Here is a 12,923-nt window from a genome sequence, read left to right as displayed (position 1 = left end):
ATAACTTAAGCATAAATAGATTTTAATTGCCAACTGTCGAGCTGAATAATTTTGGCACTACCATTTTCAGCAAATAAATTTATCTGCCGTTCTGCTGGTAATTTAGGATAGATACGACTTGAAAGACTATACAAATCATCATTAACAAATACTTCAACCGATGATGCATCAATATAAATATGTAACGACAGTTTTTTCGTTTTTGGTAGCGGTACACTACGATAACCTTTTAATTCAATTCCAGAAAGACTACGATCAAGAACAATACGTTTTGATTGTAAATCCACATATAACAATGTTGCTTGTTCACCATTTTTGGTTGCCGATAGCTGCAAACCAAATCGCTCTGCAGTACTTTGTGATAAATCAAACTCAACATTCAGTTCACAGCTAATGGATTTAATATGAGTATTTTTCAGTTCACTATTAAGAATTATTTCACTTAATGATTGTGACTGTTCACGGAGCGCAGCCAACTCTTTAATTGGACGATTGCGAACATTATTATTGTGATCCAATATCAATTCACGAGGAAGTGTAAAAGAACCCATCCATTTATCTTGTTTACTTGGCATGGTCGATTCCCACATATCCATCCAAGCAAACACAATTCGTCGTCCATCAGCAGCAAGAAACGATTGTGGCGCATAAAAATCATGGCCAAAATCCATTTCTTGAAATGATTTGATTATTGAAAACTTTTTACCTGGCTGCCAATCACCAACAATATAACCAGATTGAAAACGATTTCGATACTGATAGCCTTTAGCCTTCATACCTTGTGGCGAGAACATTAAAATCCATTTATCACCAAGTTTGAAAAAGTCCGGACATTCTAGCATATACACATTAGGATCGATATTACTAACAATAACATGGTCAAATGTCCAACGTTTAAGATCTTTTGAATGATAAAGTAAAATTTGCCCAACATCATCAGTATCACGTTGCCCAACAACCATCCACCATGTATCATCTTGAAGCCAAACCTTAGGATCACGAAAGTGCATAATACCATCTTCTGGCGCAAGTATGGTACCGTGTTTTTTAAAATGGACACCATCTTTACTGGTTGCTAAGCATTGTGATTGAGAAATTTTTTCATCATTACCTTGACCGGCTAACCAAATATGGCCTGTATAGATTAAGCATAGCTCGCCATTATTATTGACTGCTGAACCAGAAAAACAGCCACTTTTATCGTAATCATCGCCAGGTGCAATAGCAATAGGTAACCTTCTCCATGTTACCAGATCATCGCTAACAGCATGCCCCCAATGCATTGGTCCCCAATTTTCATTATAAGGATGATGCTGGTAAAAAGCATGATATTGACCTTTAAAATAGATCAAACCATTAGGATCATTCATCCAGCCAGACTGTGGCGCTAAATGAAAATGCGGATAATATTGTTTGTTCATCACTTTCTCTAGCTTTTTCACAGCTAGATTCGCTTCATCAATAGCAGTAGACATAATAACCCCTTTTTTATCCAGTATGACATATATAATTTACATACTACTCCAAATTAACTGTTAACGTTAACTATTGATAAAAAAATAGATAAAATATGTGATGGAAGTCACACATTTTTAACGTTAACAATGAATTTTTTGGCAAATGATTTAGTCTATGACTAATTTTAAAAAAAGACTTTTATTAATTATAATAATAAACTATACATCCACTGTTTTGCTAACAAAATATAAAAATGGCTTATTTTACGAAATTTGGCAATAACCAATATCTATACTAAGCTTAAATTACCGTAGTAACTAACTATGATCGAGTAAAAAAATGAATAGTACAAAAATTTGGTCTCTTGGGGATGCTGTTATTGATTTGTTGCCATTTGGTGATATGAATTATCAAGCTTGCGCTGGAGGTGCTCCGGCTAATGTTGCTATTGGTATTGCTAAGTTAGGACTGCCCTCTGGTTTTATTGGTAGAGTTGGTAATGATCCATTTGGTCACTTCATGGAAAAGACTTTTTGTGAGCATCATGTTGATTGCCAAAGTCTTGAAAAGGATGAGGAGCATAGAACAAGCACTGTTGTTGTTGATTTAGGTGAAAATGGTGAACGAAGTTTTACCTTTCTGGTTTCACCTTCTGCCGATCAATTTTTGTCTGAACAAGCACTTCCTGATTTTAATCAAGATATTCTTCATTTTTGTTCTCTAGCATTAGTTGGAACAACTTGTCGACAAACGCTCAAACAAGCTATTGAGAAACTTAATGATAAAAATGGTTTAATTAGTTTTGATATCAATTTACGTGAACAAATGTGGCAAGATAAAAATGAAATGCGCACAATTATCACTCAATTCTGTCATGATGCTGACATTCTTAAACTCTCTGATGAAGAGTTGTTTTGGTTAACTGAGAGCCAAGATTGGCATGTAGCACTCGATAAATTGCAACAACATTATAATGCACCACTTAAGTTAGTTACCAAAGGTAGAGATGGTAGTATTGTGTTATGGCAAGGTAAAACTTTTACTTTTGACTCATTTCATGTCAATAGCATTGATACAACTGGAGCTGGTGATGCATTTATTGCCGGCTTACTTAGTAGTATCGCTTCGTCAGGAATGCCTGAAGATAAATTAATGTTAGAAAGTATGATGACCATTGCCAGTGCCTGTGGCGCCTTAGCAACTACCAAAAAAGGGGCATTAACAGCACTTCCCGATAGCGCATTTTTGCAATCATTTATTAGTGATAACCCTGCTTTATGCGCTAAACAAATGGCGTAATAAAATGACAGAAAAAGATAAAATGTTAGCAGGTTTGTTGTATGATCCTTGTATCAACTCACTTACTAATGAACGACTTTATGCGCAAGATCTTTGTTTTCAATTAAATCAATTATCACCATTAGCCGTAAATCAACGGCAACATCTCTTTGAAAAATTATTAGGAAAAACAGGACAACAATTTACAATTATGCCCGGTTTTCAATGTGATTATGGCTACAATATTGAAATTGGAGAGAATTTTTTTGCTAATTTTAACTGCATCATGCTTGATGCGGCCAAAATTACATTCGGAGATAATGTCCTTGTCGCACCCAATTGTGGTTTTTATACCTCAGGTCACCCACTTGATAGCCAAATACGCAACAGTGGACTTGAGTTTGCCAAACCGATTACGATCGGTAATAACGTTTGGATCGGTGGTAACGTAATTGTACTACCCAATGTGACTATCGGCGATAATACGGTTATTGCAGCTGGCAGTATTGTAGATCGAGATATTCCTTCAAATGTCGTTGCCATGGGTACGCCATGCCGAGTGTATAAAACACTTTAATGCCATTTAAACTATCTGTTTGCTACATTGTGCTCTAGCCCATGCATCAATAGTGAACACATCATCAATAGTGGCAGGTTCCGGAAAATTAAGTTGATCTAACGTGGTTGCAACTTGTTTGGCAATATCCATAAAACCAATTTTATGCTGTAAAAATGCTTCAACTGCCACTTCGTTAGCAGCGTTAAGCGCTGTTGTTGCCGTTTGCCCGTCACCGCAAGCCTCAATGGCTAATTTTAAGCATGGATAGCGAATAAAATCAGGTTGATTGAAGGTTAATGATGAGATTTGAGTAAAATCTAAAGCAGAAACACCGGATGAAATACGTAATGGATAAGACATTGAATAAGCAATTGGCGTACACATATCTGGCACGCCTAATTCTGCAATAATACTGCCATCTAGATAACGTACCATTGAGTGAATAATCGATTGAGGATGTACTATAATCTCCATCTGTTCAGAACTAGCATTAAACAACCAGCGTGCTTCAATGTATTCTAAGCCTTTATTCATCATCGTTGCCGAATCAACTGAAATCTTTTTACCCATTGACCAGTTAGGATGTAAAGTCGCTTGCGCAGGCGTGACTGAAGTTAATTGATTTAACGGTAGTTCCCGAAAAGGTCCGCCAGATCCGGTTAACACAATTTTGGCGATACCATGATCAGTCAGATTAGCAAATCCAAGATCATGTTGTACTGCGGTAGGTAAACTTTGAAAGATCGCATTATGTTCACTATCGACCGGCAGTAGCTCGGCGCCATATTGCTTCACCGCTTGCATAAATAAATGCCCACAAGTGACTAATGACTCTTTATTAGCGAGTAAAATGCGTTTACCTTTTTTAATTGCAGCAAGAGTCGGCCTTAATCCTGCTGCACCAACAATTGCAGCCATAACTTGGTTAACTTCGGGGAGCTGTGCTAAATCACACATAGCTTGCTCACCACTCAGTACTTCTATATTCAATTTTAGGTTAGCTAAATTTGCTTTAAGCTGCTGCGCTGCTTGTTTGCTCGCCATAGCAACATATTTTGGTTTAAACTCCTGACACTGCTCTGTCATTTTTGCAACATTAGTGCCACCTACTAGCACATAAGCTTTGTATAAAGTTGGATTTTGCCGAATGACGGCTAACGTGCTACAGCCGATCGATCCTGTTGAACCTAAAATTGCGATATTTTTCATAATTAATAAATTAAACCAATGTTATTTTCTTCAAAGTAAGCGACGTAGTTTAAATCCGGTGCTCTATCGGTCATCACCAAATTAAACTGATCAAGGTTACAAATAAAAGCCGGTTTAACTTGATTAAACTTAGTATGATCGGCAATTAAAATATTTTGATTCGATTTTTTCATCGCCTGATGCTTCATATTTAGTTCATCAAAATGGTAACAAGTTGCACCTTGAGTGAGATCAATACCCGCTGCCGAAATAAAAGCTTTATTTGGACAGATAAAATCGAGCGGATTATGGGAACTAATGCCGGTAAAAATTGCATTATTAAGCTGATATTGCCCACCACATAAAATGATTTTACATTTTGGTTTGTTTTGTAACGCTAGAAAAGCATTGAGTGAATAGCAGATTGCAGTAAAAGCAATATCATCACTAATTTCATCAATGATAAATTGCATGGTTGTACCGCAATCAAAAAAAATAGTATCGTTCTCATCAACAAATTGGCTAACTAGTTTGCCGATATAACGCTTTTCATCTACATGTTTATCTTTTTGATCTGAAACAAAATATTGCGATATGGTATGGCGTGCTTGGTTAACTACATAACCGCCTAAAACAGCTAAACATGAAGATTGATTACTAAGATCTCGACGAATTGTCATTTCAGAAACAGCAAGCATTTGCGCTGCTTGCTTTAAATGAATTTTATCGGTAATTTTTAATTGCTCAATAAGTGCATTAATTCTTTTTTGCGGTTGCGTTTCCATTGCCATTCCATAAATAGCAATAAGCTACTATACAGTAGCTTATAAAAGGATGAATTAATAGCCGCTAGATGATGCGTTATCGCCTGATACAATTGCAATACCAGCACTAGCGCCTAACCGTGTTGCACCAGCTTGAACCATTTTTTCAGCAGTTTGACGATCTCTAATGCCACCTGATGCTTTGACACCCATTTTATCACCGACTGTTTCGCGCATCAATTTAACATCTTCAACAGTTGCCCCTGATAAGCTAAAACCAGTTGAAGTTTTAACAAAAGCAACGCCAATTTCTTTACAAATTGTACAAACTGTAACGATTTCTTCTTTAGTTAATAAGCAAGTTTCTAAAATAACTTTTAACGGCACTGAACCACAAGCATTAAATACCGCTTGAATATCTTCTTTAACCGCCGTTAAATCATTGCTTTTTAGCCAGCCGACATTGATAACCATATCGATCTCTTCTGCGCCAGCTTTGACTGCCATTTCAGTCTCAAATGCTTTAGCAGAAGTCAGCATAGCCCCTAAAGGAAAGCCAACAACTGAACAAACCTTTACATCGCTACCTTTAAGCAAGCTAGCGACTAAAGGCACATAGCCTGAATTAACACATACAGAATAGAAATGATACTGCTTTGCTTCTTCACAAAGTTTACGTATTTGATCTTCTGTGGCATTCATCGCCAGTAAAGTATGATCAATATACTTTGCATAATCCATAATGATGTCCTTTAATTTTTGTTAGTAATGTCTAGTAAATGATTTTAGTATTAAGTAAATGATGTTATAAAAATAACATATATAGCCATACAATGTTATTTCCGTAACATTATATACTTAAATTTTGATAATTAAAAACTAAACTATTTACTAAACTTAGACAATTGAATCAAATTGAAGTGATTGGTATGAAAAAGCTAAGCAATGTGCAATTTAACATTACCTATTAATTGAAGATATGATGCGTGATTCACTAAATCAAATTGGAAACCATGATTTTAAGAAACTTGATTATCTTTAGTGGCAAATAATGCGCTAATACAAACAGAATGTTTACCCTTTAATTGTGCACAAGCGCATTATTTGTATTGAGTAACTATAGATAAACTCAGTTAGACTTTATCGCTTAAGATAGAAAGATAATTGTTTATCGAGTGATTTTTTATTTTTGATCTATTCGCTAACTGATAAAACTAATATTTTGTATTTTTCAGCGGTAATTAACTGATTGATAATTGATTGGTAAAAATCAAAAAAACCTAGTTTTATCAACTAGGCTTTTTAGACAAGAGATTAAAATTCCATTAACTCTTTTTCTTTATCAGCAAGCACTGCATCTAATTTTTTAATAGCTGCATCGGTTGCTTTTTGAATTAAATCTTGTGATTTACGTTCATCATCTTCTGAGATTTCTTTATCTTTTAACAAAGCTTTGATTTGATCGTTAGCATCACGACGAATATTACGAATTGACACACGACCTTGTTCTGCTTCATTACGGACTATTTTAGTTAAATCACGACGACGTTCTTCAGTTAACGGTGGCAGAGGTACTCGAATAACTGTCCCTGCTGAAGCAGGATTGAGTCCTAAATCAGAGGTTAAAATCGCCTTTTCAATCATTGGTGTTAATGATTTATCAAATACCGTAATGGCTAAAGTTCTTGCATCTTCAGCGACAACGTTAGCTAGCTGACGTAGTGGTGTTGGGCTACCATAATATTCAACCATAATCCCATCTAATAAACTTGGCGATGCACGGCCTGTTCTAACTTTAGAAATATGAGTTTGAAACGCATCAATACTTTTTTCCATGCGCGTTTGCGCTTCTTTTAAAATCTCATTTAACATAATAAAAACCTTATATTGAAATAAAAAAGACTAACAGCTAACTGTTGCCTGATTATTAATTAATGTTCCTTCTTGTTCACCTAAAATGACCCGACGTAACGCACCTGGCTTGTTCATATTAAATACACAAATAGGTAAATTATGATCACGCGCTAAGGTGAAGGCTGCTAAGTCCATCACTTTTAATTCGTCATCCAATACTTTTCCATAATTTAATGTTTTATACAATGTTGCCGTTGGATCTTTAACAGGATCAGCTGAGTAAACACCGTCAACTTTAGTTGCTTTTAAAACTACGTCAGCTTCAATCTCAATACCACGTAAACATGCAGCAGAATCAGTTGTGAAAAATGGATTACCTGTACCAGCAGAAAGAATAACGACTTTACCATGACGAAGCAAGCTAATCGCTTCAGTCCAACGATAATCATCACATACACCATTTAAAGGAATGGCTGACATTAAACGAGCATTAACTTCAATTCGATGCAACGCATCACGCATAGCAAGACCATTCATTACCGTTGCCAACATACCCATATGATCGCCAACAACACGGTTCATTCCTGCTTTAGCAAGACCAGCACCCCGGAATAGATTTCCCCCTCCAATAACGACAGCAACTTGAACATTCATTTCAATCAGTTCTTTAATTTCTTGTGCCATACGATCAAGAATGGTTGGATCAATACCAAAACCTTCGTCGCCTTGCAGTGCTTCACCACTAAGTTTAAGTAAAATTCGTTTATAGAAAGGGGTTGCCATATGAAGTCTCACTATTCGTTATTTCGTTACTTAATTACCTGACAAGCTATACTTGTTAACAGTAATTTAAAAATATTTTGTAGATAAACAAAACCGCCTTGACGGCGGTTTTTATGAAACAATTAAGATTGTTTCGACATCGCAGCAACTTCTGCTGCAAAATCAACTTCGACTTTCTCGATGCCTTCACCCACTTCAAAGCGGATAAATTTAGCAACTGTCGCTTTTTTCTCTGCTAATAAATCACCTACTGTTTTACTTGGATCCATAACAAATGGTTGACCAGTAAGAGAAACTTCACCAGTGAATTTACGCATACGACCTTCAACCATTTTTTCAGCGATTTCACGTGGTTTACCTGATTGCATAGCGATATCAATTTGGATATTACGTTCATGTTCAACCACATCAGCAGGTACATCACTTGGGCTGACATATTCTGGTTTACTTGCTGCAATGTGCATAGCAATATGTTTCACTAATTCTTCGTCACAGCCATTGTTTGCAGCAACTAAAACGCCAATACGTGCACCATGTTGATAACTACCAACAACTTCACCAGTAATTTCTTGAACACGACGAATACCGATGTTTTCACCGATTTTAGCAACTAAAGCTGTACGTTCTTCTTCAAATTTTGCTTGTAAAGCAGCAAGATCTGTTAAACCATCATTTAATGCGGCTGTGGCAACTTTTTCACTAAATTCTAAGAAACCAGCGTCTTTAGCAACAAAGTCGGTTTCACAGTTGATTTCTAAGATTACACCTGATTTTTTATCAGCAGCAATTTTAGAGATAATTACACCTTCAGCAGCAACACGACCTGCTTTTTTAGCAGCTTTTGCTTGACCAGATTTACGCATGTTGTCGATAGCAAGATCGATATCGCCATTCGCTTCAACTAATGCTTTTTTACATTCCATCATACCTGCGCCAGTTCTTTCACGCAGTTCTTTTACCATAGAAGCGGTAATTTCAGCCATTTTTAAATCCTCTAGTTAACCATTGTGATGATTGTCATTAGAATAGGTCGATACTGATTATCGACCTTGAAAATATTTGAGTTTATTACTCAGCTGCTGGAGCTTCTTCAACGAAGCTTTCTTCAGATACTGGAGATTGGTTTTGCTCACGACCAGAACGTACTGCTTCAGCTACTGCATTTGCATATAGTTGAATAGCACGAATCGCATCATCATTACCAGGAACAACGTAATCAATACCATCCGGATCTGAATTAGTATCAACAACAGCAATGACTGGAATACCTAAATTGTTAGCTTCTTTGATAGCGATATGTTCGTGGTCTGCACCAATAACAAAAATCACATCGGGTAAGCCACCCATATTTTTAATTCCACCCAAGCTATTTTCTAATTTAGCCATTTCTCGAGCACGCATTAATGCTTCTTTTTTGGTTAATTTGTCAAATGTACCATCACTAGCTTGTGTTTCTAAATCTTTTAAACGTTTGATTGATTGACGTACTGTTTTCCAGTTAGTCAACATACCACCTAACCAACGGTGATTTACGTAGTATTGCCCACAGCTTTCAGCCGCTTGTTTAATCGCTTCGCTAGCTGCACGCTTTGTACCAACAAATAAAATTTTACCTTTACGAGCGGCAATCTTGTTTAATTCAGCTAATGCTTCGTTAAATAAAGGAACTGTTTTTTCAAGATTGATGATGTGAACTTTGTTACGAGCACCAAAAATAAATGGTTTCATTTTTGGGTTCCAATAACGAGTTTGGTGTCCAAAGTGTACACCCGCTTGTAACATATCGCGCATTGATACTGTAGTCATGATTTCCTCATTTTGACGTTGGGGTTATGCCTCCACATATCCGCTTTAACCGACCTTATTGAAAAAAACAAAAGGCACCCCGGAAAAGAGTAATGATATGTGTGTGTTATAACGTTAATTAAATATTAAAATTTGTGCTTACTCTTACAACGATTTTTTGAAAAATGAATGTTAAAAGCAGCGCGCGTTTTATACCATATTTAGATAAAATTTGCCAGCGTTATTTTTTATAAAAATAATAGAAAGAATAGAAAGAATAATGTAGTGCTTTAAAAAAGCAAATTACATTAAAAATAACAATCGAACAAATCTTATGAAGTTACTAAGTATTTTATCAATCAAGAAATAAAAACGTTGATCCTGTTAATGCTACGTTTTTAATCGTTAATTAACCTTCTAATTATGCTTCTGCTCTAAATAGTATTAAAATATCAACTGATAAAGAGATACTATCACTAACAAAATTAAATGTATGTCAAAAGAAAGTTAAAAGAACAGGAACTAATGAGGTGATTGCCGAACAAATCAATTTAGATAAGATATATATTGGAGAGTCTTCTGATTCAATGATTTTATCACCTAATATAAAATAAGTGACAAGTATGAACAATTAAATGTCTCTACGCAACTTGAAAATTCTAATGTCTTACATAAGGTAAATTTTTATACAGTTCCACATCGTTATATTTTTACATTCCAAAATTTTTTTGCAAAAATAATTGTAAAATATTAATCATCTATTCTTTTAAAAGTCATAAGTAATAAACAAGATATAATTATAGATCAAGTTAGAATAAATATCGTAGTGTGACAAACAAAGTAAAAAAGTGTTGTAAGAATGTTACTTTAGCGCAGTAAATGAGTTTAGTTTTTTATGCTATAAAAAAACCATTCAATAAGTTTTACTTATCAAATGGTTTCATAAAATTTAGTTGAACATTTGATTGAACTTCAAACAAATCCAATCCCATATCGATCCAAATAATCCTGTTTCTTCAACATTTTGCAGTGCTACTAATGGTTGTTCATTAATCACTTTGCCATCTAATAAAAACTGTATTTTACCAACACTGGTACCTTTAGTAATTGGCGCATAAATATAATCATCAATAATATATTGTACTTGTACATCAGCAGAACGTCCTTTTGGTACAGAAACGAAAGCACCATTAACCGATCCTAATGGAACTTTATTTTGATCTCCATACCAAATTGTTTCATTCACTAATGAACTCTCTGCTTTAACAGGATTTGCCGTTTCGAAAAAGCGAAATCCCCATACTAATAATTTTTTACTTTCTTCTTCACGACCTTTAAAAGTTCGACCTCCTAACACCACTGAAATCAAACGCGTATTTCCATCTACAGCAGAAGCAACTAAATTATAACCTGCCGCATTAGTATGTCCTGTTTTGATCCCATCAACATTTAATGTTGTATCCCAAAGTAGACCGTTACGATTTAATTGGGGTTTAGAGAGGGTATAAGTAAATTCTTTTTCTTTATAGATTGCGTATTCATTTGGTAAATCACGAATTAATGCTTGCCCTAAAAATGCCATATCTTTGGCGGTTGTATATTGTCCTGGTGCATCAAGTCCGTGTACAGTTTCAAAATGCGTATGCTCTAAACCTATTTTTTTAGCATATTCATTCATTAAATTAACAAAAGCACCTTGACTACCAGCAACATGTTCAGCCATAGCAATACATGCATCATTACCAGATTGAATGATAATACCTTTATTTAGATTAGCAACTGAAACTGTTTTACCCACTTCTAAAAACATTAGCGATGATCCTTTTAATGCAGGATTGCCAGTTGCCCAAGCATCTTTACTTACGACAACCATATCATCATTTTTTATACGGCCTGATTGTAATGCTTGACCTATAACATAACTAGTCATCATTTTAGTTAAACTAGCCGGATCACGTTGTTGTTCCGCATTATATTGAGCTAAAATTTCCCCCGATTTGGCATCAATTAAAATATATGACTCTGCATTTAATTGTGGAATAGCAGGAATAGGAAAAGCCATTTCAGCTGACGCAGTTGAACAAATCGCGAGTGCTAAAAACGCGAAAGATAATTTAAATTTCTTTTTCATTTATTTGAATTCCGTTAAATGTTTTTAGATAACATGTATCGATGTGTATGAATAGACATCATAATGCCAAAACTTGCCATTAAAACGACTAAAGAAGAGCCACCATAACTTATTAGTGGTAATGGTACACCAACTACTGGTAAGATTCCACTGACCATACCAATATTAATAAACACATACACAAAAAAGACTAAAATTAGCCCGCCAGATAAAATTCTGCCAAAAGTTGTTTGAGCTTGTGAAGCAATAATTAATCCACGTACAATTAAACATAAAAATAGAATAAGTAGAACGATTGTACCTACAAAACCAAATTCTTCCGCAATAACCGAAAAAATAAAATCGGTGTGCCTTTCTGGTAAAAATTCTAATTGTGATTGAGTCCCACTAAGCCAGCCTTTACCCCAGATTCCACCTGATCCAATCGCTATTTTTGATTGGATGATATGATAACCAGCTCCACTAGGATCGAGTTCAGGATTGAATAACATCAAAACACGAAGCCGCTGATAATCATGCATTAAGAAAAACCACATAATTGGTAAAAAAGCAGCAATTAAAACAACAGCAATCAAAATAAACCGCCAATCAATTCCGGCTAAAAAAATAATAAAAATGCCAGACATAACGATTAAAATAGCCGTACCTAAGTCAGGTTGCATTGCTACAAGTAAGGTCGGTACACCAATTATAGCCAAAGTTTGTAACGTTGTTTTTAGTGTCGGAGGACAGCCATCACGATGGATAAATTTTGCTACCATCAATGGTACTGCAATTTTGGCAATTTCAGAAGGTTGAAAACGTAAAATACCCAAATCTAGCCAACGCTGTGCACCTTTACTGGTATAACCAAAAATATCCACTAATAGTAATATTATAATGCAGATTATATACAATGTAGGTGCCCATGTTTCATATGTTCTAGGTGAAAACTGTGCAAAGACAATCATCACAATAAAACCTAACATAATTTGAATGACGCGTTTTTCAATCATATCGATATCTTGGCCAGTTGCACTCCAAAGAATATAAAGACTATAACCAAGTAATAAAGTAATAAATAGAAAAAATAGTGGATCAATATGTATCTTTTGCCAGAAAGATTTTTTTATATTATTCATAA

The 12,923-nt window shown here is 35.2% G+C and carries 12 protein-coding genes; 2 read left to right on the top strand and 10 right to left on the bottom strand.

Annotated elements, in window-relative coordinates; genetic code table 11:
- Positions 1-5: 5 nt before the first annotated feature.
- Positions 6-1,475 (bottom strand): glycoside hydrolase family 32 protein, encoded by a 1,470-nt coding sequence (locus tag J3U13_RS06995; protein WP_267341064.1) that lies wholly within the window; start codon positions 1,473-1,475, stop codon positions 6-8.
- A gap of 322 nt (positions 1,476-1,797) precedes the next feature.
- Here J3U13_RS06995 and J3U13_RS06990 point away from each other — a divergent pair, with 322 nt between their 5' ends.
- Together J3U13_RS06990 and J3U13_RS06985 are read left to right on the top strand one after the other, a co-directional pair.
- Positions 1,798-2,757 carry an aminoimidazole riboside kinase gene (locus J3U13_RS06990; protein WP_267341063.1) on the top strand — a complete coding sequence of 320 codons (960 nt, stop codon included), beginning with the start codon at positions 1,798-1,800 and terminating at the stop codon, positions 2,755-2,757.
- 4 nt (positions 2,758-2,761) lie between these two features.
- On the top strand, positions 2,762-3,313 hold the full coding sequence (locus tag J3U13_RS06985) for a sugar O-acetyltransferase (protein WP_267341062.1): 552 nt from the start codon (positions 2,762-2,764) through the stop codon (positions 3,311-3,313).
- Between the two features lie 6 nt (positions 3,314-3,319).
- Here the strand turns inward: J3U13_RS06985 and ispC are convergent, their stop codons facing one another.
- The 9 genes from ispC to mrdB form a co-directional block, all read right to left on the bottom strand.
- Positions 3,320-4,504: a 1-deoxy-D-xylulose-5-phosphate reductoisomerase gene (ispC, locus tag J3U13_RS06980; protein WP_267341061.1), complete on the bottom strand. Its 1,185-nt coding sequence runs from the start codon at positions 4,502-4,504 to the stop codon at positions 3,320-3,322.
- A 2-nt stretch (positions 4,505-4,506) separates the two neighbouring features.
- Positions 4,507-5,268 carry a DNA-binding transcriptional repressor DeoR gene (gene deoR / locus J3U13_RS06975; RefSeq protein ID WP_267341060.1) on the bottom strand — a complete coding sequence of 254 codons (762 nt, stop codon included), beginning with the start codon at positions 5,266-5,268 and terminating at the stop codon, positions 4,507-4,509.
- Positions 5,269-5,322: 54 nt separating this feature from the next.
- A complete protein-coding gene (gene deoC, locus J3U13_RS06970; RefSeq protein WP_267341059.1) occupies positions 5,323-5,988 on the bottom strand; it encodes a deoxyribose-phosphate aldolase in 666 nt (221 codons plus the stop codon).
- 573 nt (positions 5,989-6,561) lie between these two features.
- Positions 6,562-7,119 (bottom strand): ribosome recycling factor, encoded by a 558-nt coding sequence (frr, locus tag J3U13_RS06965; RefSeq protein WP_324123795.1) that lies wholly within the window; start codon positions 7,117-7,119, stop codon positions 6,562-6,564.
- Between the two features lie 30 nt (positions 7,120-7,149).
- Positions 7,150-7,884, bottom strand: a complete 735-nt coding sequence (gene pyrH / locus J3U13_RS06960; protein ID WP_267341057.1) for a UMP kinase — start codon at positions 7,882-7,884, stop codon at positions 7,150-7,152.
- 122 nt (positions 7,885-8,006) lie between these two features.
- Positions 8,007-8,867 carry a translation elongation factor Ts gene (gene tsf, locus J3U13_RS06955; RefSeq protein ID WP_267341055.1) on the bottom strand — a complete coding sequence of 287 codons (861 nt, stop codon included), beginning with the start codon at positions 8,865-8,867 and terminating at the stop codon, positions 8,007-8,009.
- Between the two features lie 85 nt (positions 8,868-8,952).
- The gene (rpsB, locus tag J3U13_RS06950) at positions 8,953-9,690 is read right to left on the bottom strand and encodes a 30S ribosomal protein S2 (protein ID WP_267341054.1); all 738 of its coding nucleotides are present in this window, start codon (positions 9,688-9,690) and stop codon (positions 8,953-8,955) included.
- A gap of 928 nt (positions 9,691-10,618) precedes the next feature.
- Entirely contained in the window at positions 10,619-11,800 is a 1,182-nt protein-coding gene (locus J3U13_RS06945) for a serine hydrolase (RefSeq protein WP_267341053.1), read from the bottom strand.
- Between the two features lie 14 nt (positions 11,801-11,814).
- Positions 11,815-12,921: a peptidoglycan glycosyltransferase MrdB gene (gene mrdB, locus J3U13_RS06940; protein WP_267341051.1), complete on the bottom strand. Its 1,107-nt coding sequence runs from the start codon at positions 12,919-12,921 to the stop codon at positions 11,815-11,817.
- Between the last annotated feature and the right edge of the window lie 2 nt (positions 12,922-12,923).

Origin of the sequence: Gilliamella sp. B2887 (genome assembly GCF_026537015.1) — a bacterium.
In the GTDB taxonomy this organism is placed as follows: domain Bacteria; phylum Pseudomonadota; class Gammaproteobacteria; order Enterobacterales; family Orbaceae; genus Gilliamella.
This window is presented reverse-complemented; position numbering and strand designations above follow the sequence as displayed.

What these genes read in the sequence shown, in the direction of transcription:
- pyrH (WP_267341057.1), bottom strand. Translation starts at nt 7,884, where the DNA reads ATGGCAACCCCTTTCTATAAACGAATTTTACTTAAACTTAGTGGTGAA.
- J3U13_RS06990 (WP_267341063.1), top strand. Translation starts at nt 1,798, where the DNA reads ATGAATAGTACAAAAATTTGGTCTCTTGGGGATGCTGTTATTGATTTG.
- tsf (WP_267341055.1), bottom strand. Translation starts at nt 8,867, where the DNA reads ATGGCTGAAATTACCGCTTCTATGGTAAAAGAACTGCGTGAAAGAACT.
- mrdB (WP_267341051.1), bottom strand. Translation starts at nt 12,921, where the DNA reads ATGAATAATATAAAAAAATCTTTCTGGCAAAAGATACATATTGATCCA.
- deoC (WP_267341059.1), bottom strand. Translation starts at nt 5,988, where the DNA reads ATGGATTATGCAAAGTATATTGATCATACTTTACTGGCGATGAATGCC.
- rpsB (WP_267341054.1), bottom strand. Translation starts at nt 9,690, where the DNA reads ATGACTACAGTATCAATGCGCGATATGTTACAAGCGGGTGTACACTTT.
- J3U13_RS06945 (WP_267341053.1), bottom strand. Translation starts at nt 11,800, where the DNA reads ATGAAAAAGAAATTTAAATTATCTTTCGCGTTTTTAGCACTCGCGATT.
- J3U13_RS06985 (WP_267341062.1), top strand. Translation starts at nt 2,762, where the DNA reads ATGACAGAAAAAGATAAAATGTTAGCAGGTTTGTTGTATGATCCTTGT.
- J3U13_RS06995 (WP_267341064.1), bottom strand. Translation starts at nt 1,475, where the DNA reads ATGTCTACTGCTATTGATGAAGCGAATCTAGCTGTGAAAAAGCTAGAG.
- deoR (WP_267341060.1), bottom strand. Translation starts at nt 5,268, where the DNA reads ATGGAAACGCAACCGCAAAAAAGAATTAATGCACTTATTGAGCAATTA.
- ispC (WP_267341061.1), bottom strand. Translation starts at nt 4,504, where the DNA reads ATGAAAAATATCGCAATTTTAGGTTCAACAGGATCGATCGGCTGTAGC.
- frr (WP_324123795.1), bottom strand. Translation starts at nt 7,119, where the DNA reads ATGTTAAATGAGATTTTAAAAGAAGCGCAAACGCGCATGGAAAAAAGT.